The sequence below is a fragment of the Streptomyces sp. L-9-10 genome (assembly GCF_004151105.1).
Classification (GTDB): Bacteria; Actinomycetota; Actinomycetes; order Streptomycetales; family Streptomycetaceae; genus Streptomyces.
The window spans coordinates 1-24114 of the sequence record NZ_PHRF01000107.1 but is presented as its reverse complement, the minus strand read 5'-3'; the positions used below and the strand labels follow the sequence as shown (position 1 = coordinate 24114).

Genomic DNA, 24114 nt, shown 5'->3' with positions numbered 1-24114 from the left:
AGCTTTGTGATCGCGCACCGGCTCTCCACGATCCGGGACGCGGACGTGATCCTGGTGATGGAGAACGGCGCGATCGTCGAACAGGGCTCGCACGACGATCTGCTGGCGGCCGAGGGCGCGTACGCGCGGCTGTACGCCTCGCAGTTCGCCGCCCTCGCGGTGTAATGTCCCCCGGCCCTCCACCGATCATCCGGAACCCGAAGGAGTCCCCTCGTGCCGCTCGCCGAGTGTCTGACCGTGCTGACCACGACCGACAGTGCCGACAAGGCGGAGCGGCTCGCCCGGGGCGTGATCGAGGCGGGGCTCGCCGCCTGCGCCCAGATCTCCGCGCCGGTCACCTCCGTGTACCGCTGGCGGAGCGCGATCGAGACCGGCGAGGAGTGGCAGATCCTCTTCAAGACCACCGCTGCCCGTTATGACGCGCTGGAGGCCCATCTGAAGGAGGCCCACGACTACGAGACACCGGAGATCATCGCCACGCCGGTGGTACGGGGGAGCGCGGAGTATCTGGCGTGGATCGCCGAGGAGACCGTCGCGCCGTGAGGCTTCCGTTCTTCGTGTACGGCACGCTGCGGCCCGGCGAGCACAATCACGACCTGTACCTGCGCGGACGCGTGGCGGCGGAGGAACCCGCCACGCTGGCGGGAGCGCTGCTGTACGACGGCCCCGGTTATCCGTACGCGATCGAGGCCGCCGGTACGGCTGTCCCCGGCGCGGTCGGCCCCGGCGCGGTCGGCCCCGATGAGGTGGGCTCCGGTGGGGTGGGCTCCGGTGGGGTGGGCCCCGGTACGGCCGCCCCCGGAGCGGTCACCGTCCGTGGGGTCGTCGGCGAGCTTGTCACGGCGAAGCCGGAGGAGTACGCCGAACTGCTGGCCGTACTCGACGAGTTGGAGGAGTACGAGGCCCCCGGCGATCCGCGCAACCTGTACGTACGGGTGGCCCGCGACGTCCTGCGGGCGGACGGCACCCCGGCCAGGGCATGGGTGTACTTCGCGGCGCCACGCGTCGCCCGCGCGCTACGGGCACGCGGACGGCTGATCGCGGACGGCGACTGGCTCGCCCACGTCCGCCCGCGCTGACCTGGCCCGGGTGGTGGCCGGCGCGGCGGGCGTCAGCGGGCGCCGCCGCCGGCCGCCAGTGCCTCGGTCACCCCCGTCTCGGCCGGTCCGAGAAACATGGGATCCGGCCGGAGCACCGCCTCCGCCGCCGCCTTCCCCGAGGCGAACACCTCCCGTATCCCGCCGTAGTACCAGGTCGCGTTCCGCGGCTCCGCGACACCGACGCCGTACGACTCGACGCCCGCCGCCCCGCAGAGCGCCACCGCGCGCCGGACATGGAACCCCTGTGTCACCAGCACCGCCCGGTCGACCCCGAATATCTTCTTGGCCCGCACGCAGGAGTCCCAGGTGTCGAACCCCGCGTAGTCGCTGACGATCCGGTCGTCCGGCACTCCGAGCCCGACCAGATACGTCCGCATCGCGTCCGGCTCGTCGTACTCCTCCCGGCTGTTGTCCCCGGTCACCAGCACGACCTTCACCTTGCCCGCGTGGTACAGCTCCGCCGCCGCGTCGAGGCGGTGCGCGAGATACGGTGCCGGCCGGCCGGACCGCAGCCCGGCCCCGAAGACCACGGCCACGTCCCGCTCCGGCGCCTCCGCCACCGTACGGATCCGGCTGTCCGCGACCGCGTGCATCCACGTCGCGGGCGCCAGCCCGAGCACGCACCCGAGCATGACGGCCTGCACGAGGTGTCTCCTGCGGCGCTGGGTGAGCCGGAAACGCCACGGCCGGGCCTCTCCCGGCCGCCATGGCCGGCGTTTCAGCCGCAGAGCGCGCAGCCTTGGCACACGGAGGCGTGGCGTACGCAGCCGTGACGCACCCGGCCTTGGCGTACGCGGGCGTGGCGTACGCGGGCGTGACAGCTTCGGCAGTGGCATGGTCCCCCCTGGGTGGTCCTGGACTCCTCGTTCGGCCCGCTCTCTGCTCAGTACGACGATCGACGGTGCCGATCAGTTCGCGGATATGTCCGGTGGCGCTGGTGTCCAGGCGGCCACCAGCAGCGATTCGGTCGCCGCCGACGCGTAGACCGCCGCGGACAGCCAGGCCAGGGCGAAGCCGCCGGGGTCGGCGGGCAGCAGCCGGCCCAGGACGTCATGGCGTCGGTCCGCCGCCGCTTCCGTCAGCGCCTCGACCCGCCGCGCGCCGGTGGTGAGGCCCACCGCCCGCAGCCGACGCGGCAGTTCGTCGTCCGCGGACGCGGCCGTCACCGCGCGACCGCCCGCGACCGTGCGGTCCACGGTCCTGCGCAGCAGGTCCAGTTCGACGGGGAGCGCGGGTGGCGCCTCGCCCTCCGCCGGCCCTGTGAGCCCCGCCGGTACGGCCGGTCCTGACGGTACGGCTGGCCCTGACGGTACGGCCGGTCCCGCCCGTCCCGCCCGCCCCTCCCGTCCCGCCGGTCCCGCCGGGATGTGCGAGCGGTTGAGCAGGCGCAGCCCCAGATCCGCGCGGACGGGCTCCCCGTCGTGGCCGGACCAGGACGCGGCGAGCACCCGCACCCGGTCGGGCCGGTCGGGCACGACCCGGGCGATCAGCCGCAGCGCGAGCCCACGGCGGCCCGCGAACAGCGAGAGGTTCTCGGCGTAGGGGAGTTCCGGCCGCTCGTCCGGCGCCGCCAGCCGCAGTGTGGGACCCGCGGCCACGGCGAAGCCCGTGCCCGTGACGACGCCGTCGAGGAAGAGCAGATCGCCGCCCGCCGCACGGGCGTCGGCGGGCTCGGACAACCAGGCGAGCGCCGACGCCAGTTGTTCGGCGGGTGGCCGCTCCCAGAGGGCGGCGAGCGGCGCTTCCCGCCAGCCCGCGCCGGCGGCCCGTACGGACCGTACGGCCCCGCCGCCGCCGATCCGGCCGTCCGGCGAGACCGTGGGCGCCGTGAGGATCACCCCGCCGCCGTCGCCCAACTCCCGCAGCCCGAGCGCGCAGCCGCCGGGCACCGGTGATCCCGAGGCCTGGAGCGCGCGCTCCGGTCCGCCGGGAGCGACGTCCGAGAGCGTACGGAGCGTGCCGTCGGGGGCGAGCGCGTAGACCGTGGCGCCCGCGTATCCGGACGCGGTCACCACCGGCTCGGTGAACAGCCCGTACAACCGGAGCGGCCCTTCCGGCCGGTAGTCGCGGCGGGCCGGGGAGAGCGCGGCGGCCGGGCGGCGCACCAGATCCAGCAGCTCCGCCAGCTCGCCCGACAGCCCGGACAGCCGGAACGCCGGGTCATCGGAACGGGCCTCGCCCAGCAGCCGCGCGATACGGACCGCCGTACCGGCGGGCCGGTACAGCCCGGCCAGGCGCGCCGAATGGGCGGCATGGAGCAGCTCGGCGCGGTGGACCACGCCGGAGCCGGAGACGCCCGCGACCAGGATGGTGGTCACGGCGTCCCGGAGCGCGTCGAGGGCCTTGGACCGGGCCGGGGTGAGGGCGGGTTCGGCCGCGACCGCGGCTGTCGACGCCGGTGCGGGTGCCCCGGTTTCGCTCTGTCCCCCCGCTGTCTCCCGTCGCTCCCCGTGCTCCCCTGCCTTTTTTCCCTCCCCTGCCTTCTCTCCCTCCCCTGCGGTCTCTTCTTTCCCGTCTTTCTCTTTCGCTTCCTCCTGCTCGACCGCGAGAGGGGCGAAGGACAGGACCGCCGCGCGGTGCAGACAGGCCGGTGCCAGCAGACAACTGCACACCGCGTCCTCCGGGGCGGCCACGACCCCGGCCGTGACCCTCAACGTCACGGCCGTGTCCTCCGCGACCCGCACCAGGACACCGTCCTCCGCCGCTTCCACCGGCCAGCCGGCGGCCTTCGCCACCGCCCCGTCCACGCGTTTGCGTAGCCGCGCGGGCAGCAGATCGAGCGCCCCGGCCGCCACTTCGGCCGTCACCGGCGGCAGTACGGTCGCGGAATCCGCCGCGGAATCCGTCATCATCGGCGCGCACCTCCTACGCGTTCGCCGACCCAGCGGGCCAGCTCCAGAGGGCTGAGCGCCGCCACCGGCATCCCCGCCCCCACCAACTGGCCCGCCACACCGGCCGAATACCGTGGCCGGCCCTCGTCGTCGAGTGAGGCGCAGCCCAGGACATGACAGCCCGCGTCGACCAGCGCCCGTACCTCCGTGAGCAACGGGGAGACCGGGCCGCCCTCCTCGAAGTCGCTGATCAGCACGACCAGCGTGCGGGACGGCACCGTCACCAGCTCACGGGCGTGGCGCAGCCCGCGCGCGATGTTCGTGCCACCGCCGACCCGGACCTCCAGCAGCAGACTCAAGGGATCATCGACCTGGTCGGTGAGGTCGAGCACCTCGGTGGAGAACGCGACGAAGTGCGTACTCACCGCCGGGACACCGGCCAGTACGGAGGCGGTGAGCGCGGCCCAGACCGTCGACGCCTCCATCGAGCCCGAGACATCCACGACGAGCACCAGCCGCCAGTCGGCCGCCTTACGGGCGCGCGTGCGGAAGACGGGCTGTTCGGGCAGGACCGTCACCGCGCCGGTGTCCGGATCGCGGCGCGCGGTCGCCAGATTCGCGCGCAGCGTACGGGCGAGATCCAGCGGCCCGCCGGGGCGGCGGGTCGGGCGCGGATGGGAGAGGCCGGTGAGGGCGGGGCGCAGCCGGTTGGCCAGCGCCTCGGTCAACTCGGCCACCAGCCGGGCCACCAGGGGCCGCAGCCGGGCGAGCTGATGCTCGGGAAGCCCGCCGGCGTACGAGAGGACGGTACGCAGCAGCTCCACCGACGGCCGCGCCGAGGCCGGGTCCAGCTCCAGGGCGGCGTCGAGCCGTCCCGTGTCCGCCGCGGCGGCGAGCACCTCTTCCCGTACGCCGGGCCCGAACAGCGCGGACAACTCCTCGGACCAGGAACGGACATCGGGATACGACGCCCCGTCCCCGCCCCGGGAGCCGCCCGCGTCACGCTCCTCACCGCGCTCTCCCTCGCCCCGCCCGTACCCGTACAGCTCATCGAGCGCACCGGCGATCCGGGCGGCTCCACCGGTGAGCTGCCGCCCGCGCCCGAGCAGCAGCCGCCACCGCTCACCGGGGGTGAGCGCGATGGCTCCCGCCGGGTCGTCGCCCCCGCCGAGGGAGCCGTGGCCGGGGGAGCCGTGGCCGGGCGCGCCGGAGCCCCCCGGCGCCGCGTCCGCCGCGTGGGCGACGCCACGCGCACGCGCCATGTCAGCCGCACGCGCCATGTCAGCCGCACGCGCCATGTCAGCCGCACGCGCCATGTCAGCCGCACGCGCCACGTCAGCCGCGTGCGCCGGAGCAGCCGTGTGCGCCGGAGCAGCGGCGTCCAGCCCCCGCGCCGCCAGGGCCTCGCGGCCCGCCAGATCGGCCGCGGCCAGCAGCGCCAGTGCCGCCGGATCCGACAGCGCCCCGGGGAGGGCGCCCGCGGCGAGGCCCGTGCGGTCCTCCACCATGGCGAGCAGCCGGGAGCGGGCCGCCGGGGAGAGCGTGTCGAAACCGGCGCGCAGCGACGGCAGCCGGTCCAGGAAGCCCCGGTCGGGCAGCGCCTCGATCCGCTCCAGCAACGGATCGAGCGCGCGGCCGGTCTCCAGCAGCGGGCCCGCCGCGAGCAGCGTCCCGCGCAGGAATCCGGCCAGGTCGGTGCGGAGCGTGGGGGTCGTCGCGCTGTCCACGCGGGACGCCAGACGCGTGCCGAACTCCGCCGCCTCCCGCAGCCCCAGCAGCACCCGGGCCGCCCCCGCCGCGCCCCGGATCAGCGGCGTCGCCCCGGCGTCGAGATGCTTCAGCGCGGCGTCGAGCCGGAACCCGCCCGGTGCCGTGGCCGCCCGGTCGGCCAGCGAGACCAGGGCGCGCGCGTCGGCCGGGTCGGTGGAACCGGCGAGCCCGTCCAGCGCCCGGACCCCGGCCGTGGCCAGCTCCTCGTACGCCGCGCCGAGCGCGTCCCGTTCCCACCCGGCGGGCAGCCCCGGCAGATGGCCCGATCCGATCCGGTCCAACAGGGCGAGACCGGCGAGCAGTTCGGGCAGGGTGCCGGACGCGGGCAGCAGTCCGGCGGCCTCGGAGAGCCGCTCAGCGGCGAGCGCGGGCAGTCCGCACCGCGCCGCGTCCTCCAGGCCTGACAGCACCTCGGCCGCGGTCGGCCCGCCGCGCTCGCGCTCCGACGCGCGCCTCCTGCGCAGCATCCCGGCCGCAGCCTGTTCGAGCGTCACTCCGTGAACGCCCGCCACATCGAGCATCGCGGCGGTCGACGGAGACCAGGCCACGGCCCAGCGGGTGGTCAGCGGGGCGGCGTCGCCCACGCCCGCCACCTCGCCCTCCTCCCCGTACGGGACCCGGCAGACGGCGAGCCGGCGCAGACACAGCTCACGGCGCCGGTCCAGATCGCCGCGGTGCGCGTCGAGACGCAGCTCCCGGCGGCCCGGCGCGGCCGGGGTGGGCAGCGACAGGCCGCCGAGCAGCGCCTCCACGGCCGGGCCGAGCCCCGAACGCGGCGTGCCCGGCGCGAGCCTGCCCTGCCGCGTCCCGACCAGCACCCGTTCCATGGCGGCGGCCACCACCCGGCCCCGCCCGAACAACCGCCCCTGCGTCAGTACTGTCTGTGCCGCCTCGGCCAGCTCACCGCGCCCGGCGGCGGGCAGCCCGCGCAGCGCCGCCAGATCGCGCGCGACCCGGACCACCTCGCGGGCGTCGGCGGGCCCGCTCGGATGCCCGGCGTCCCGTACGGCCGCGCAGATCCGTACGGCCGTCGACGTCAGCAGATCGTCCAGCAGTGCCGGATCGCCCGCCGCGAGATGCACACCGCGCTGCCACTCCGGGTCGCGGATCCCGGCCGGATAGCCGGACCGCTCGTCCAGCAGCGCGTACGAGTACGGCACGAGCGAGGTGACGACGGCGGCACCGGCAGCGGCCCCGGCAGCGGCCCTGGCCGTGGCTCCGGCCGTGGCGGCGGGCACGTCCGCCGGGTCCGGCGGCACGTTCCCGGCGGCGCCCGGCAGCAGCGCGGGCGCGTGGAAGGCACCGATCACGGCCGCTGCCCGGCGGTCCCCGCGCTCGGCCAGCCGGCGCCGCATGTTCGCCTCGCGCCGCAGATCGTACGGATCGACCGCGCCGGTGTCCGACCGCAGGGCCCAGCCGACCAGCAGCGCGGCCCGCCGCAGCGCCTCGGGGCCGGAACCGGGCGCCTCCGCCTCGACAAGCCGGTCCCACAGATCGTCCCCGGGCCGCCCCCCGGCCCGCGCCCGCAGCGCGGCGGCCAACGCCCCACCGGCCCAGGCCGATCCACCGGACTCACCGGCCGCGGCCGATCCACCGGGCTCACCGGGCCCGCCCGATCCACCGGACTCACCGGACCCGTCCGCCCCGGCATCCGCTTCCGGGGCGGGAGCGCGCGCGGTCAGCGGCAGGTCGAAAGGAACGACCTCCACCCCCGCCTCCCGCGCCCAGCGGATCGCCGCCAGCTCCGGTGAGAACTCCGCGAACGGCAGGAACACCAGCCCACCGCCCGCCGCCTCGCCCCGGCCGCCCGCCAGGGCGACCGGGGGCACCGTCGCCGGATCGGCGAGATACGGCAGCCAGGGGGCGAACTCCTCGGGCAGCTCGACGAACAGCACCTCCGGCGCCGCCTCCGCGAGCATCGCCGGTACGGCCGCCGCCAGCGCCGGGGAGTGGTGCCGCACCCCGATCAGATACGGCTCCCGGCACCCGGCCAGTACGGCCAGCGCCCCGGCAGGCCCCCCGTCGCCGCCGGCCGAGACATCACCCGCGCCGCCCGCCGAACTGCCTCCCGCCGATGTACCACCCGTGCCGCCCCCCGATGTACCACCCGTGCCGCCCCCCGACGTGCCACCCGCGCCGTCCCCCGGCTCATCCCAGCTCATCGCGCAGCCCCCACAGCGTCCGCCACAGCGGAGCGCCCGCCTCCGCCCGGCGGCGCACCGGGCCGTCCCAGTACCCCAACAGCCGTGCGTGGTCCGCCGGATCGTCCTTGCGTACCGTCCCGAGCAGATGGCCCGGCAGCGTACGCAGGACATCGCGGCCGTCGCCGAGGTACGCCGCGCCGAGCCCCATCGACGTCGCCACATGCACCGCCTCCGCCGTCGACATGACCGTCGAGGGGCGCTCGATCTCCCACCCCTCCGCGCTCCGTCCCGTCCGCAGATCACGGAACGCGGTGACCAGCGCCTCCAGCACCGTGTCGTCCACGGAGAACGCCGCACCGCCGCGCGCCAGCGCCGCCGTCGCCTGGCCGCGCACCAGCTCGGTCTCCGCGTCGAGATCGCCGATCGGTCCGACCGTCTCGAAGTTGAACCGGCGCTTCAGGGCGGCGGACATCTCGGAGACGCCCTTGTCGCGGAGGTTGGCGGTGGCGATCAGCGTGAAGCCGGGCACGGCGTGCACCGTGCTGTCCCCGCCCTCCCCGCCCGCCAGTTCGGGCACGGACATGCGGCGCTCCGACAGGATCGAGACCAGCGCGTCCTGCACCTCGGGCAGACAGCGCGTGACCTCCTCGACCCGGGCCACCGCGCCACGTGTCATGGCCGTGAGGACGGGGGAGGGCACCAGGGCCTCCCGGCTCGGCCCCTTGGCCAGCAGCAGCGCGTAGTTCCAGCCGTAGCGGAGCTGGTCCTCGGTGGTGCCCGCGGTGCCCTGCACCGTGAGCGTGCTGCTGCCGCACACCGCGGCGGAGAGCAGCTCGGAGAGCATCGACTTGGCGGTGCCCGGCTCACCGACGAGCAGCAGTCCGCGCTCGCCCGCCAGCGTCACCACACACCGCTCCACCAGTGCCCGGTCGCCCACGAACTTCCGTGACACGACCAGCTGTTCACCGCCGGCCGACCGCAGCGCCTCGCCGTCGGAACCACAGACGAACAGCACCACCGCGCGCGGCGTCAGCCGCCATCTCGGCGGGCGCGGGCCCTCGTCGTACGACGCGAGGAACGCCAGCTCCGCCGCGTACCGGTCCTCCGGCAGCTCCAGCTGCCGCCCCGGTTCCCGCCCCGGCTCCCGCTCTTCCGCCGTCATCTCCGTCACCGTCATCGTCTGCCTCCCCGGCCGCTCCGGCCCTGGAACTCCTCGAACCCCGGCACATCGCCCTCGACGACCCGCCGCCAGGCGGCCCTGTACAGCTCCGGCACCGGCCGGTCGGGCACCACGTAAAGCGGCTGGTCCCACGGCAGCAGCGCCGTCTTCCAGCTCTCCGCCGGCAACCGCGGCGTCTTCTGCTCCAGCCAGCCGCCCGGCAGGAACAGCGAGCGGCCCGCCCGCGCGCGCTTGGCCTCCACCACCAGATCCGTGGCGGCCAGTTCGGCCCGCGCCTTCTTCAGCCGGGCCGGCTTCCACCCCGTCCACTCGGCCTGATGGCGGTCGGTGGGATCGGGCAGCGCGAGCAGCATCAGATAGAGCACGGCGGCGTCCTCCGAGAGCCCGAACCGCTCCACCGCCTCGCCCACCAGCTCCGGCGCGCCGAGCCGCGGATCCTGCGGGTGACCCGGCGGGCCGTCCGCCGTGACCAGCTCCATGAACTCCGCGCTGAGCAGCATCCGCAGCGCCCGCAACTGCGGCGCCGCGCCCGCCGTCGCCGCCAGCAACTTCAGATCCGGATGGTCGGGACCACCCTCGCCCCGGTCCTGACCGTCCGTCCCCTCCGCGGGCAGTACGGCGGAGGGCCGCACCCACACGGTCTCCCAGCGGTTTCCGTACCGCGAGGGCGTGAGTACCAGCACCGGGGACAGCTCGAACAGGTCCTTGTCGCCGGCGCCACGCTCCGGCGCCAGGCCATGGGCCTCGCGCAGCCGCCCGGACACGGGGTCATAGGCGGAGTCCCGGTCGACCCCCAGATGCAGCAGCAGACCGGGGTCCGCCAGCCGCTCCCGCAGCATGCGCGCGGTGACCGGCAGGAACGCGCGCAGCGGGTCGCCGTACGGCAGCCGGTACGCGAGCCAGCGCAGTGCGTCGACCGTGCCGTCGAGCGCGGACCCGGTCAGCAGCCGCCCCGGCTCCACCGGCTCCAACTCGCCGTCGACCATGCGCAGTTCGGTACGGCCGGTCAGCTCCTCCCGCCACTCGGGGTTCAGCGCGTCCAGCGCCGAGGTGCCGCCGCCCAGCTCGGCCACCAGCCGCCTGATCAGCGAGGGCGGCAGGGGCCGTCGCCTGCCTCGCGCCGCGATCCACGCCTCCACCAGCGGTTCCAGCGCGAACCCGGTGGTCCACAGGTCCTCCACCCGCTCAGGACCGGCGGGCAGCAGCAGCCCGCTGAAGGTCCGCCGCTCGCCGACGCTCAGCGCGTCGAGCAGGGAGAGCCCCACCTCCACCTCGGCGTTCTTCGCGCTCAGCGCCTCCACATACGCGGCAGGCAGCACGCCGTGGCCCCGATAACCGCTCATCCCCGGCGAGCCGAGCTGGAGCAGGGCGCCCGCGGTCGTGACGATCCCGACCCGCTCGGCGAACTCCACGGCCTGTTCGGGGCGGTACGGCAGCGGGCCGCGCTCCCGTATCAGCTCCAGGACCCGGCGCACCACCGGCGCCCGTACCGGATCGTCCGCCGCGCCCAGCACCTCGGACTCGATGAGCGCGCACCCGTCCCAGCCGCCGAAGGCCCCGGCCGGGTCGTACTCCACGCAGTGCCAGTAGGCGTCCTTGTCCTCGGACCGCAGCCGGCCGAGGATCACCAGCCGTCGTGCCCCCGCGTGCCGTATGTCACCGGCGAGCTCGCTCTCGTCGCTGCCGGGGATCCGCAGCTCCACGGCGCGCAGCCGTCCGCGCGGATCGATCAGCGGCGCGTCACCGTCCGCCTCGACGGTCAGCGCCGCGTCGAGGAACTCCAGCAGCGCGGCCCGGTGTTCGTCGGAGGTGGCGGGCGAGGCGGCACGCAGCGCGAGCGCCGCCATCCCGGCTCCGGCCAGCGTCACCCACCCCTGCCTCGTCCGCTCCAGCGGCGTGCGCCCCGGGGGCGCGGCCGGTGCCAGCGCCTTCTCCAGCAGCCGGAGCTGTTCGAGGACCGTCGCGGTCTCGTTGGACACATAGTGGTAGAAGTACGGGTACGTCGACACGGCGAAGCCCTGGAACGCCTTGCCCAGAACGGTGTCGTGGGCGTGCAGGACCTTCTCCTCCCGGCTCTCGGAGCCCGGTCCGCTCGCCGCGCGCTCGGCGAGCGTGGCGATACGCCCGCTGTGGCGCGCCGCCTCGTCCACCAGCCCGGCCACACCCGCCACCAGCCCGGGGTGGGTGATGTCCGGCAGCAGCCGGCGCACGGCCGCCTCCGCCTTCGTCCCCTCGGCGACCGAGGCCAGCAGCGCCCGCGCGTCCGCCTCCGTCACCGCGCGCAGCGCGGCCGAACCCCGCTCGTCACGCGTCCGCAGCGCGTGCCAGTGCGCCAGCGGCGCCACCAGCGCGGTGCCCGCCGCGTACGCGCCACCCCAGCCCCCGTCCTCGAAGCGCGCGACCTGGACACCGTCGGCGTCGTACAGGGAGACCGACGCGCCGTAACCGCGGCTCTCGCGCGGATACAGCGAGGTGCCGCCCGGCAGCCGCAGCGGCGGTACGGGAATGCCGTCGGAGAGATGCTCGACGCGCGCGCCGGCCGGCACCGGCACGGCGGGGCTCCGGCTTCCGTCCACCGAACAGGCCGTGAGCGTCCCCTCCTTGGGGTCGTACGTCACCCACCAGCCCAGCAGCCCGTCCTTCGTGCCGAACGGGGAGGACTCCAGACCGGGCTGTACGGGCAGCAGCCGGCAGGCCCGCTCCAGCAGCCGTACGCCGCCCCCGGCCAGGGCCGAGTCGAAGAACGCGGGCACCGAGACCCGGCCCCTGCGGGCCGATTCCGGGTCGTACTCCCACCACTGGTTCTCGTGCAGCACCCATACGGAGATACCGTCCGAGGCGACCGGACGGCGCTCCGCCGCGAACGAGGTGTCGCCCGCGTACACCGGCCGCCCGCCATAGCAGCGCCCGCCGTCGGGCAGCTCGAACGACGGCGTCTGGGCGTCCGTCCAGTGGTCGCTCAGCTCGCCCTTGGGCGTGAACACCTCGGCGGGACGGCCCGACCACACGGCCCGCCGGTCGTCGCCGTACCCGTTGGCGATCAGCCACTGACCCCCGGCGTAACGGATCGTCATCGCGTCCCAGGAGCGGGCCGAGGCCGTCGGGGGAGTCAGCGGGCGCTGGTCGAGCACAGCCGTCGGCCCGACCGCCGCGACCTGCGTACCGACCCGGACCAGCAGGGCGGGCCAGGAGTCCCGCATCTGGTACCACGCGTCGGCGCGGTGGCCGTAACGCTGTCCCGACGCCTCCACGTCGACCGTGCCGAGCCCCGGCAGCGCCTCCTCAAGAGCGGGCCAGCCCAGCTCGTCGAGAATGCCCGCCCGCAGGGTCCTGGCCAGGGCGGGAGCGGGCGAGACCGCCGTGATGCGGCGCACCGCGTCCGGAGCCGTCGCCAGCACGGACGGCGAGGAGAAGCGGCTCAGCCGCCGCAGCAGGGCGTCCAGACCGGGCAGTCCGAAGGGCTGTGACAGATCGTCGGCGCGGTCGGCCAGCCAGCCCACGAGCGCGGTGCGCAGAGCGGGATGGTCCGCGATCCTGCCGAGCAGCTCCGTGGCGTCACCGCTGTCGGCCACCGCCTCCACACCCGCGCGCAGCAGATGCGTGAACCGGGGATCGGCGGTCAGCGCGACCAGATCCCTGCGCCCCTCGCGTTCGTCCGTCAGCCAGTCGGACAGATCGATCTTCGACGCGCCCTCCGGGGGGCCGGCGACCGGTACGCCCCACGCGAGACACGCGTCGAGCAGGTCCAGGTCCGCCGTCATACGCCGGCCGTGGCCCCTGAGCAGCCGTACCGGCGTGCCGTCGGCCACCAGCCGCTCCACCAGCCGTTCCACCAGGGCCAGTTCGGCTTCGAGACGTACGGTGGTCCGCCAGCCGCGCTGCCGGTGCCCGGCCCAGGACGACAGCCACTCGGCGGCCGGAACCGTCCCGTCCGCCAGCAGCTCGACCGCTCCGCACCGGTCGAGCAGCGCCAGCCAGGACGCGTCGAACTCCTCGGGCCTGTCACCGCCCGTGGCGGGCAGCAGCGTCAGCAGCCGCTCCCGCACGGAGCGGTCCTCGGCCGCGATGGCGGCCAGGGAGGGCAGCGCGGTCTTCCAGAAGCTCCCCGCCGCGCGGTTCATCGGACCGGTGTGGACGATCTCGGCGAGCAGCGACCGCTCCTCGGCGTCCGCGTCCAGCCCGGCGCCCTTCGCGAGGCGCCGCAGGTCCTCCAGCATGCCCGCGTACGGGGCGAGCCCGGCCGCGCACCGCTCCAGCGACACCGCCCTGAACTGTGCGTACGCCTCGGCCGCCGACAGCCGGACCGTCAGCGCCTTGGCGTGTTCACGCAGCGCCTTGCCGGTCAGAGCGCCCGCTCCGGCGAACTCCAGGAAGACCTCGCGCAACCGCTCCTCGTCCACCTCCAGCGCGTGCCGCTGCTCGGCCGCCCGCGCCTTGCCGAAGAACACCGAGGCCTGCTGGCGGGATTCGACGGCCAGGAAGAGCCGTGCCACCTGCTCGTAGTAGGTCGGCAGGAAATGCGGGACGGACCGGTCGAGGCGCTCGCCGATCTCGTCGAACCCCTCCTTCGCCAGCCCCGGCTTGGTGGCGACGAGTCGCGTGAGCCGCTCCATCTCCTTGACGACGGCCAGCGCGTGATGGCCGTTGGCGGGGTCGTTCACCAGCGCCCAGGCCGGGAATCCCAGCGACTGCCGCTTCACCCGCCCGACCTCGGTGACCTCGGCCGCGCCGAACCCCAGATACTCCAGGGCGAGATCCTCGGCCGCCCCGATCGCCCCGGGGACCAGCCGGACCACTGCGCGCTCGTCCAGCGCGGGATGGCCGTACGAACGCGCCGTCAGCACATCGCCCCCGGCACCGCCGAGCGGCAGCACCGCGCCCGCCTCCAGCAGGTCCCTCTCCAGCCGCTCCCGCTCCGTGAGGCTCGCGCGCGCGGACTTCCCGGCCGTGGGCCCGTCTGCCGTGGTTGTCCCGCCCGCCGGTGTTCCGTCCACCGGCCGCCCGTCCGCCGGTGTCCCGCTCAGGGGTCGCATGTCGCTCACAGCGCCTTCTCCTCGTCGCTCTCGACCACACGGCCCGCGTACACCAGCGCGGCCATCCGCTCGCCCTCCGACCAGGCGACCGGCCCCACTTCGGCGAGCGGCAGCCGCCGCCCCGCCGTGTCACGCCACTCCAGCGAGCCGGTCAGCGTCTCCGAGTCCGGGTAGTCGTCCCCCAGCCAGTACGCCGCCTCCAGCTGCCGGCCGTCCTCCACCAGCGGGCACACCGCCTGGCCGCCGCGCACGCGGTACCCGAGCGAGACCGCGCGGGCCGTGGCGTGCCGCAGCTGCGCGAACTTCCCGTCGGCGTACGCCCGCCAGTCCTGGGCCGTGCCGCCCCCACCGGCGTCCCCGTCCGGCTCCGGCCGCCGCCACACCTCGCGGAACAGCTGCTCGGCGCCCTGCTCGACCCCCAGCTCCGCCGCGAACTCCCGCAGCTCCGCCAGCTCTTCGAGCAGCACCGGATGCGGGATCAGCACCGTCTCCACGGCCGCCGCGTCCAGCCACACCGAGTCACCGTCCAGATCGACGATTCCCAGCCCCCGCGCCGGATCGGCGTCCCGCAGAAATCCGGCGTGTTCGGTATCCGCCGAGCCGTCCGCCGCCACCGGGGCCACCACGAGATCCCGCAGCGCCGACTGCCACGCCGCGTCCGGCCACACCCGCGCCAGCAGCGCCACCGGCACCGGCAGCGAGCGCACCAGCCAGGTGTCCACCTGCTCCCGGCACTCCCGTTCGTGCCGCTCCAGCCACTCCGCCAACTGCCGCAGCCGCACGACTTCCGCGTCGTCCTTGAGCTTCGGCGGCACCTGCTTCAGCGTGCGCCCCGCGGCGTTCCGGCACAGCACGCGTGTGCCGTCCAGCGCGACGGCATACCCGCCCGTTGTCTCGATCCAGCCCATGGCAGGACCCCTCCCCGACCTTCTGGTTCCGAACTGCCATCACAGTAAGTGAGGGGTCTGACAACGCCCTCGCGCCGACGGCGAGGTCGTGGAAAGCCACCGTCACCACCGCGCAACCCCACGGCAATCAGGAACCGTCACGATCGGTTCATGACGGAGCCGGCACACCACCGCATGTCACTCCCACAACCCCCCATACCCCCACAACCCCCCGCCCCGGCCGCGCGGGAGTTACGGGAGTTATGGGCCGACGAGCAGCCGTTCCCCTTCGACACCGCGGGGCAGCTCCTCACCCGGATCACCGAGCGACTCGGTCACCAGCTCAGCCACGTCGCACGGGACGGAACCCGCAGAGACACGTGCGGCACCACACCCACCTGCCCCGCTCCCGCGCCCACCAACGCTCCCGCTCCCACCAACGCGCAAGCGCCCGCGCCCACTTCCTCTCCTGCTCCCGCGAGCCCCGGGGCGAGCGGTGCTCACTCGTCGAGCACGGCCTTCATGACGCTCTTCGCGATCGGAGCGCCGAGCCTGCCGCCGGAGATGTCCGCACGCGAGATGTCCATGTCCGTGGGGTCGATGAAGACCGCGACCGCGACGGAGGCGTCACCCTTCTGGCCGTAGGAGACGAACCAGCCGTACGGCACCTCCTTGCTGACATCGACCCCGCGCTGCGCGGTGCCGGTCTTCCCGCCGACCGTGACACCGTCGATCAGCGCCCGCTTCGCGCTGCCCTCCTCGGCGGTGAACTCCATCATCTCCCGCACCTGTTCGGCGGTGTCCTCGGAGACGGCCTGGCTCTTCAGCGCGGGCTCGTGCTTCTCCAGGGTGGAGAGATCGGGGCCGCGCAGCTCGTCCACGATGTAGGGCTGCATCAGCTTGCCGCCGTTGGCGAGGGCCGCGGTCACCATGGCCATCTGCATCGGGGTACTGGTGAGACTGCCCTGGCCCATACCTGTCAGCGCGGTCCCCGGCCGGTCCAGCTTCTCGGGGTAGAGGCTCTTCGTGGCCAGCATGTCCCCGAAGTCCTGGGAGTAGACGTCGGAGTTGAACCCGAACTTCTCCGCCGTCTCGCGCATCTTGTCCGCGCCGACCTTGGCCGCCGCGTCGAGGAAGACGTTGTTGCAGGAGTACTGCATGGCGGTCTTCAGCGAGGCCCTGTCGCACACCTCGTCGCCCGCCTCACTGCTGATCCTGTTGCTGGAGAGCGGCAGGGGATACGGGGAGACGGCGTCGGAAGGGGCGTCGATGTCCGTGATGACCCCGTGCTCCAGGGCCGCGGCGGCCGTCAGGATCTTGAACGTGGAGCCGGGCGGATAGGTCTCCCGCAGCGCGCGGTTGGCCATCGGCTTGCTCTTGTCGGCGTCGAGCGCCTTGAACTTGTCGCCCTCCTTGAAGGACAGCCCCGCGAAGACGGAAGGATCGTAGGAGGGCGTGGAGACGAGCGAGAGGACCTTGCCGGTCCGCGGATCGAGGGCGACGACCGCGCCCCGGGCGCCGAGGTCGGTCAGTCCCTTGTACGCGGCTTTCTGCGCCTTCGCGTCGATGGTGGTGATCACATCGCCGCCGCGTGGCTTCTCGCCGGTGAGGACGTCCAGGGCGCGCCCGAAGGCGAACCGGTCGTCCTGTCCGCTCAGCACCTCGTCGTAGGTCTTCTCCAGCAGGGACATGCCCTGGGCCTGCGAGGCGTAGCCGGTGACGGGGGCGTACAGCGGCCCCTCGGCGAAGGTCCGCCGGTACGCGAACTCCGCGTCCGTGACCTCACGCGAGCCGGTGACCGGCCGGTCTCCCACGATGATGTCCCCGCGCGGCTGCGAGAACTGGGCGATCTTCACCCGGCGGTTGTTCTCGTGGTTGGCGAGACTGTCGCTCTGGACGAACTGAAGCCAGTTGGCCCGCACCAGCAGGGCCAGTACGAGCACCCCGCAGAAGATGGCGATACGCCTCAGCGGCTTGTTCATCGAGCTCTCTCTCCTCTCCCACGCACCCGCGCGGTCGTCTCCACGCATGCGCACGTGGTCACGCATTCGATCTTCCTGGTAAAGATGCGACGAATCGCCCAGCGGTTCCGGCGAGTCTCGCGACGCCGGCCGGGAGACTCGCCGCAGGACGGATCGCAGGACGGATCGCGGGACGGATCGCGGGACGCGCCGCGAGACGGACCGGGAGCCATAGCGGGAATCCACGCCCGTCACCCGCGCTCGTCACCCCCGCCGGTTACCTTCGGTGCATGACAGGCACCACCGGCACCACCACGCCGCACCCCCCGGAACCAGCACGAGGTTACGACGACGCGGCCACCGAGCGCTGGGCACCCGAACCCGACAAGCGTCCGGGCCGCACCGCGTTCCAGCGCGACCGCGCGCGCGTACTGCACTCCTCCGCGCTGCGCAGGCTCGCGGGCAAGACCCAGGTGGTGACCCCCGGATCCCGTGGCCAGGAGTGGGACGCCAGCCCCCGGACCCGGCTGACCCACTCCCTGGAGTGCGCCCAGGTCGGCCGCGAGCTCGGCGCGGCCCTCGGCTGCGACCCGGATCTCGTCGAGGCCGCGTGTCTCTCCCACGACATGGGCCATCCGCCCTTCGGCCACAACGGCGAGCAGGCGCTCAACGACTTCGCCGCCGACTGCGGCGGCTTCGAGGGCAACGCCCAGTCGCTGAGGCTGCTGACCCGTATCGAGCCGAAACGTTTCGTACGGTCCGAGGCGGTGGCCCCGGCCACACACGCGTCGGTGGCCGCCGGCGCCGGCGCCGGCACCGGAGCCGGGACCGGCGGCCCGAGCGATGGCGGCCTGGTCAGCGTCGGCCTCAACCTCACCCGGGCCGCCCTGGACGCCGCCACCAAATACCCCTGGCCGCGCGGCGCACACCCCACCGAGCCCGGCTCGGTGAAATTCGGCGTGTACGAGGACGATCTGCCGGTCTTCACCTGGGCCCGCAAGGGCGCGCCGGTGGACCGCATCTGCTTCGAGGCGCAGGTCATGGACTGGTCCGACGATGTGGCCTACTGCGTCCACGACGTCGAGGACGGGCTGCACGCGGGCCATGTCGACCCCGCCGCGCTCACCTCCGCGTCCGAACGGAGCGCGATCTGGGAGGTGGCCATCGGCCGCTACGTACCGGCCGGCACGGACCCGCGGGAGTTGTCGGCCGCCCTCGACCGGCTGATGGCGCAGGAGTGGTGGCCGCACGCCTATGACGGTTCCGCCGTCGCGCAGTCCCGGCTGAAGGACGCCACCAGCCAGCTCATCGGCCGGTTCTGCGAAGCCGCCGAGGGCGCCACGCGCCGGGCGTACGGTACGGGCCCGCTCACCCGGTACGCCGCCGAACTGGTCGTCCCCCGCGAGGCCCGGTACGAGTGCGCGGTCCTCAAGGCCGTCGCCGACCGCTATGTCATGCAGCGCGCCGAACAGGAGGTGCTCCGCGCCGACCAGCGGATCATCCTCGCCGAGCTGGCGGACGCGCTCACGGCCCGCGCCCCCGAGGGGCTGGATCCGCAGTTCCGCGTGCTGTTCGACGCCGCCCGGGACGACCAGGCGCGCAAACGCGTCATCGTCGACCAGATCGCGTCCCTCACCGACGCGGCGGCCCTTTCCCTGCACGCGGGGCTCACGGGCCGCCGCTCGGCATCGCTCTGACCCGCTGAGCCCGACCCGCTGAGCCCTGATCCCACTGGGCCCTGACCCCGCCCAGCCCTGACACCACTGCGCGATCACCGCGCACACGTGCGGCCCGCGCGGACCCGTGGGTGCTCCAATGAGTGGTGCTCCGATGAAGGTGGTGCAATGAATGGGTGACATGCGCCCCTCATGCCTCACGACTCCTGATCATCGGTTGCACGAGAGTAGCCGGATCACAGCAGTGAGACATGCCCGTGGAGCGCTCCCTCTTTCGCCATCACGCTCCGTGCGGGACGCTCGCAGATGGCGGCAGCGCGAAGAGGAGGCATCAAGTGGTCGACGCACATCGGACATTTGTCATCGTCGGCGGTGGACTCGCCGGGGCCAAGGCGGCCGAGACCCTGCGCGCGGAAGGGTTCACCGGCCGGGTGATCCTCATCGGTGACGAGCGCGACCATCCTTATGAACGCCCGCCGTTGTCCAAGGGCTATCTGACCGGTTCCGAGGAGCGGGACAGCGTCTTCGTGCACGAGCCCGCCTGGTACGCCCAGGCCCAGGTGGAACTGCATCTCGGCCAGACCGTCACCTCCATCGACCGGGACACCCGGTGCGTACATCTCGGCGACGGCGCCTCCGTACGGTACGACAAGCTGCTGCTGGCCACCGGCGCGGAACCGCGCCGCCTCGACATCCCCGGCACGGACCTGGCGGGCGTCCACCACCTGCGCCGCCTCGCGCACTCCGACCGGCTGCGCCAGGTGCTCGTCGCCCTCGGCCGCGACAACGGCCATCTGGTGATCGCGGGCGCGGGCTGGATTGGTCTGGAGGTCGCGGCGGCGGCCCGTGGCTACGGCGCCGAGGTCACCGTCATCGAGCCCGAGGAGACCCCGCTCCTGCGGGTCATCGGCCCCGAGCTGGGCCAGCTCTTCACCGACCTCCACCGGGAGCACGGCGTACGGTTCCACTTCGGTGTCCGGCTCACCGAGATCACCGGCCAGGACGGCATGGTCCTCTCGGCCCGTACGGACGACGGCGAGGAACACCCCGCCCACGATGTGCTCGCCGCGATCGGCGCCGCCCCGCGCACAGCCCTCGCCGAAGCCGCCGGTCTCGCTCTCGCCGACCGCGCGGACGGCGGCGGCATCGCCGTGGACGCCGCACTGCGCACCTCCGACCCCGATATCTTCGCGGCCGGGGACGTGGCCTCCTTCCCGGTCTCCGGCCGGGGCGCCACGCTCGCCACCGGCCGGGTACGCGTCGAGCACTGGGCCAACGCCCTCAACGGCGGCCCGGCCGCCGCCCGCGCCATGCTCGGCAAGGACGTCGTCTACGACCGGATCCCATATTTCTTCTCCGATCAGTACGACCTCGGCCTGGAGTACTCCGGCTGGGCCCCGCCCGGCTCGTACGACCAGGTGGTCGTGCGGGGCGACGCCGGAAAGAGGGAGTTCTGCGCGTTCTGGCTGAAGGACCGCAGGATGCTCGCCGGGATGAACGTCAACGTGTGGGACGTCACCGAGGACATCCAGCGCCTCATCCGTTCCGGCGCCCGGCAGGATCTGGACGCCCTCGCGGATCCGGGTGTCCCGCTCGGCTCGCTGAGCACCGGCCCCGCCTGAGCCGGCCCTGCCTGCCTGAGCACCGACCCCGCCTGAGCACCGCCCGCGCCTGAGCATCCGGCCAGGTCCCGCCGGACACGGCGGCCCCGGCCGCGTACCGGACGGTCCATGGGTGTCAGTACGTCCCCGTAGAATTCACGCGTGGCCGGCAGGATCAACGATGACGACGTGAAGGCGGTTCGGGACGCGGTCCCGATCGACGCCGTCGTGTCCGACTACCTTCAGCTGCGCAGCGCGGGCGGTGGCAACCTCAAGGGGCTCTGCCCGTTCCACGACGAGAAGTCCCCGTCCTTCCAGGTCAGTCCGAGCAAGGGTCTCTTCCACTGCTTCGGCTGCCAGGAGGGCGGGGACACCATCGCCTTCGTGATGAAGATCGACCATCTCTCCTTCTCCGAGACGGTCGAGCGGCTCGCCGCCAAGGCCGGCATCACCCTCCGCTACGAAGAGGGCGGGTACAACCCGGCGAGCCAGCGAGGCGAGCGCACCCGCCTGGTCGAGGCGCACAAGATCGCCGCCGAGTTCTATGTCGAGCAGCTCTCGGGACCCGAGGCGGAGACCGGCCGGAAGTTCCTCGCCGAGCGTGGTTTCGACCAGGCCGCGGCCGAGCATTTCGGCGTCGGTTACAGCCCCGTCGGCTGGGACCACCTCACCCGCTTTCTCCGTGGCAAGGGCTTCACCGACAAGGAGTTGCTGCTCTCGGGCCTCTCCCAGGACGGCCGCCGCGGCCCCATCGACCGCTTCCGCGGCCGGCTGATGTGGCCCATCCGCGACATCTCGGGCGAGGTCGTCGGCTTCGGCGCACGCAAGCTGCGCGAGGACGACAACGGCCCGAAGTACCTCAACACCCCCGAGACGTCGATCTACAAGAAGTCCCAGGTGCTGTACGGCGTCGACCTGGCCAAGAAGGACATCGCCAAGGCCAGCCGCGCGGTGGTCGTCGAGGGATACACCGATGTGATGGCCTGTCATCTGGCCGGGGTGACCACCGCCATCGCCACCTGCGGCACGGCCTTCGGCGGCGACCACATCAAGATCCTCCGGCGGTTGCTGATGGACAACGGCAGCGCCCGGGTGATCTTCACCTTCGACGGGGACGCGGCGGGCCAGAAGGCCGCGCTGCGCGCCTTCGAGGACGACCAGAAGTTCGCCGCCGAGACCTATATCGCCATCGCCCCCGACGGGATGGACCCGTGCGAGCTGCGGCTCGCCAAGGGCGACGAGGCCGTCCAGGACCTGGTGCACCCGCGTACGCCGCTCTTCGAGTTCGCGATCCGCCAGATCGTCTCCCGGTACGACCTGGAGACCCCGGCGGGCCGGGCGGCGGCGCTGGACGAGGCGGCGCCGATCGTCGCCCGGATCAAGAACGGCTCCTCGCAGCACGAGGTCGCGGTCCAGCTCGCCGGCATCCTCGGCATCCTCGACACCCAGTTCGTGGTCAAGCGCGTCGCGCAGATGGCGCGCTGGGCGCGCGACCGCGGCGGCCGGGGCCCGGCCCCCGCCCCCGAGCGCCGCTCGCAGCAGTCGCAGTCGTATGGGACGCAGGCCCCGCAGGGTCCCACGGGCCCCGCGCTCAACCTCCGCAGCCCCGCCCACCGCACCGAGCGCGAGCTGCTGAAGCTCGCCCTCCAGCGGCCCGAGCTGGTCTCCCCGGCCTTCGACGCCTATGGCGAGGACGAGTTCACGGCCCCGCCGTACGCCGCCGTACGCCGCGCCATAGAAGACGCGGGCGGCGCCGAGCAGGGCCTGGAGTCCGCCCCCGAGTATCTGGCCGGGGTCCGCGACGCCGCGCCGAACGACGCGGTGCGCGCCATGGTCACCGAGCTGGCGGTGGAGGTCTTCCACGGCAAGACGATCGACGAGGTCTACGCGGGCCAGCAACTCGTCCAGGTCAGACTGCGCGCCGTCGACCGCCGCGTCCGCGAGGTGACCGGCACGCTCACCCGGCTGGGTACGCAGTCCGATCCGGACCATTACGCGGCCGTCCAGAGGGAACTGTGGGTGCTTCAGCAGTACGGCCAGTCGCTGCGCAACGACGGCGCAGCCGCCCTGTAGAGGGCCTCCCGGGCTCCGCGCGGTAACGGCGCGGTTACGTACAGGGCGCAAAAAGTCACCGCACGCCCCTCGTGGCAGCGATATGTCGTACCCCACACTGGGGTCGGTGCCTGAGTTCACCGGAGCGCGGCCGGCCTACCGACGGTGGGCGTCTCATCCCCGCGGATCCGCTCATCGTGTACGGGACGGAAGGCGGCCCGGCCGTCCTCGTCCCGCTGCCGTACGCCCCCGCCCCGAACCGGCAGCGATCACCTGGAGGTCGCCCCCCGTGCAGACCCAGACCCAGACCCTCACCGAGACGTTAGCCGCGCCTCCCTCCGCGCCTCCGCCGGCGCCCGCGCACGCCCCATCCGTGCCATCCGCACCGTCCGCCGCGGCCCCCGAGGCCCCCACGGCGCCCGCGCCCCCGGCCGGCCTCGCGCCCGCCGTCCCCTCGCAGAGCCGCGCCGCGCACCACCCCGAGACGGCCGTACCGGCGGCGGAGGCGGAGGCGAGACCTCCCGGGACCGCCGAAGAGCCGCTCACCGAGCACCCCGTGGAGGTGCCTCTCGTGCCCGAGCCCACGGGCCGGCCGGGCAGCCGTGCCGACACCGGCGGCCCCTCCTCCGACCTCTTCCGCCAGTATCTGCGGGAGATCGGGCGGATACCGCTGCTCACCGCCTTCGACGAAGTGGACCTCGCCCGCCGGGTCGAAGCCGGCCTCTTCGCCGAGGAGAAGCTGAGCACCACCCCCGATCTGGACTCCCAGCTGGCGCTGGACCTCGACCGGCTGGTCGTGCTGGGCCGGATGGCCAAGCGCCGTCTCATCGAGGCGAATCTGCGGCTGGTCGTCTCCGTCGCCAAGCGCTATGTCGGCCGCGGACTGACCATGCTCGATCTCGTCCAGGAGGGAAACCTCGGCCTGATCAGGGCAGTCGAGAAGTTCGACTACGCCCGCGGCTACAAGTTCTCGACGTACGCGACCTGGTGGATCCGCCAGGCGATGTCACGGGCGCTCGCCGACCAGGCGCGCACCATCCGCGTCCCGGTCCATGTGGTCGAGCTGATCAACCGCGTCGTACGCGTCCAGCGCAGACTGCTCCAGGAGCGCGGCTACGAGCCGACCCCCGACGAGGTGGGCGCCCAGCTGGAGCTGGCCCCCGACCGGGTCAGGGAGGTGCTGCGGCTCTCCCTGGAGCCGGTCTCCCTGCACGCCCCGGTGGGGGAGGAGGAAGATGTCGCGCTCGGCGATCTGATCGAGGACGGCGACGCCGCGTCCCCCGTCGAATCGGCGGCCTTCCTGCTGCTGCGCCAGCATCTGGACGCCGTGCTCTCCACCCTCGGCGAGCGTGAGCGCAAGGTCATCCAGCTGCGGTACGGACTGGCCGACGGCAGGCCCCGCACCCTGGAGGAGATCGGCCGGCTCTTCGGCGTGACCCGCGAGCGCATACGCCAGATCGAGTCCAAGACGCTCGGCAAACTCCGCGACCACGCCTATGCCGACCAGCTCCGCGGCTACCTGGACTGAGGCCGCGAGCGACGAGCCCGGGTCCCCGGGCGCCGAGACCTGACACGGGCGCCGCGCCCGTACCCACCCGAAGGCGGAAACGGACGCGGCGCCCGTGACGCGGAACGCATGACGCGGAACGCATGACGCGGAACGCATGACGTTCGGCGCGTGCCCGCGACCCACCAGCCGCGCCGGTCAGTCCACTTCGGCGACCGCCTGCGCGAACTGGGCCGCGTACAGCCGCGCGTACGCGCCCTCGGCCGCCAGCAGCTCGTCGTGCGAGCCCTGTTCGACGATCGCGCCGTTCTCCATCACCAGGATCACGTCCGCGTCCCGGATCGTGGAGAGCCGGTGCGCGATCACAAAGCT

Annotated in this window: 13 protein-coding genes; 6 read left to right on the top strand and 7 right to left on the bottom strand. The window is 73.6% G+C overall.

Annotated elements, in window-relative coordinates; genetic code table 11:
* Positions 1 to 213 precede the first annotated feature (213 nt).
* Positions 214 to 543, top strand: a complete 330-nt coding sequence (gene cutA, locus CU044_RS26410; RefSeq protein WP_129771261.1) for a divalent-cation tolerance protein CutA — start codon at positions 214 to 216, stop codon at positions 541 to 543.
* The gene (locus CU044_RS26405) at positions 540 to 1079 is read left to right on the top strand and encodes a gamma-glutamylcyclotransferase family protein (RefSeq protein ID WP_129771260.1); all 540 of its coding nucleotides are present in this window, start codon (positions 540 to 542) and stop codon (positions 1077 to 1079) included. Before cutA ends, CU044_RS26405 begins: the two co-directional genes overlap by 4 nt.
* Before the next feature lie 32 nt (positions 1080 to 1111).
* Here CU044_RS26405 and CU044_RS26400 read toward each other — a convergent pair whose 3' ends face one another.
* From CU044_RS26400 to CU044_RS26370, 7 genes are all read right to left on the bottom strand, one after another.
* On the bottom strand, positions 1112 to 1828 hold the full coding sequence (locus CU044_RS26400; RefSeq protein WP_240045858.1) for an ElyC/SanA/YdcF family protein: 717 nt from the start codon (positions 1826 to 1828) through the stop codon (positions 1112 to 1114).
* Between the two features lie 180 nt (positions 1829 to 2008).
* Complete coding sequence (locus CU044_RS38755) at positions 2009 to 3952, bottom strand: hypothetical protein (RefSeq protein ID WP_165371975.1); 1944 nt, start codon at positions 3950 to 3952, stop codon at positions 2009 to 2011.
* Positions 3949 to 7863: a DUF5682 family protein gene (locus CU044_RS26390; protein ID WP_129771258.1), complete on the bottom strand. Its 3915-nt coding sequence runs from the start codon at positions 7861 to 7863 to the stop codon at positions 3949 to 3951. Before CU044_RS26390 ends, CU044_RS38755 begins: the two co-directional genes overlap by 4 nt.
* On the bottom strand, positions 7850 to 9022 hold the full coding sequence (locus CU044_RS26385) for an AAA family ATPase (RefSeq protein ID WP_193564078.1): 1173 nt from the start codon (positions 9020 to 9022) through the stop codon (positions 7850 to 7852). The genes CU044_RS26390 and CU044_RS26385 overlap by 14 nt, the downstream gene beginning before the upstream one ends.
* Positions 9019 to 14067 (bottom strand): hypothetical protein, encoded by a 5049-nt coding sequence (locus CU044_RS26380; RefSeq protein ID WP_129771257.1) that lies wholly within the window; start codon positions 14065 to 14067, stop codon positions 9019 to 9021. Before CU044_RS26380 ends, CU044_RS26385 begins: the two co-directional genes overlap by 4 nt.
* Positions 14064 to 14966: a DUF4132 domain-containing protein gene (locus tag CU044_RS26375; protein ID WP_129771256.1), complete on the bottom strand. Its 903-nt coding sequence runs from the start codon at positions 14964 to 14966 to the stop codon at positions 14064 to 14066. Before CU044_RS26375 ends, CU044_RS26380 begins: the two co-directional genes overlap by 4 nt.
* Positions 14967 to 15445: 479 nt before the next feature.
* Complete coding sequence (locus CU044_RS26370; RefSeq protein ID WP_129771255.1) at positions 15446 to 16927, bottom strand: penicillin-binding protein 2; 1482 nt, start codon at positions 16925 to 16927, stop codon at positions 15446 to 15448.
* 269 nt (positions 16928 to 17196) lie between these two features.
* Between CU044_RS26370 and CU044_RS26365 the strand changes: the two genes are divergently transcribed.
* The 4 genes from CU044_RS26365 (at position 17197) to CU044_RS26350 (ending at position 23763) form a co-directional block, all read left to right on the top strand.
* Positions 17197 to 18603 (top strand): deoxyguanosinetriphosphate triphosphohydrolase, encoded by a 1407-nt coding sequence (locus CU044_RS26365; protein ID WP_129771254.1) that lies wholly within the window; start codon positions 17197 to 17199, stop codon positions 18601 to 18603.
* 314 nt (positions 18604 to 18917) lie between these two features.
* Positions 18918 to 20204, top strand: a complete 1287-nt coding sequence (locus CU044_RS26360) for an FAD-dependent oxidoreductase (RefSeq protein WP_129771253.1) — start codon at positions 18918 to 18920, stop codon at positions 20202 to 20204.
* Positions 20205 to 20345: 141 nt separating this feature from the next.
* Positions 20346 to 22256, top strand: a complete 1911-nt coding sequence (gene dnaG, locus CU044_RS26355; RefSeq protein ID WP_129771252.1) for a DNA primase — start codon at positions 20346 to 20348, stop codon at positions 22254 to 22256.
* A gap of 352 nt (positions 22257 to 22608) precedes the next feature.
* Positions 22609 to 23763, top strand: coding sequence for an RNA polymerase sigma factor (locus CU044_RS26350; protein WP_345790155.1), 1155 nt, complete (start codon positions 22609 to 22611; stop codon positions 23761 to 23763).
* The last annotated feature ends 351 nt before the right edge of the window (positions 23764 to 24114 follow it).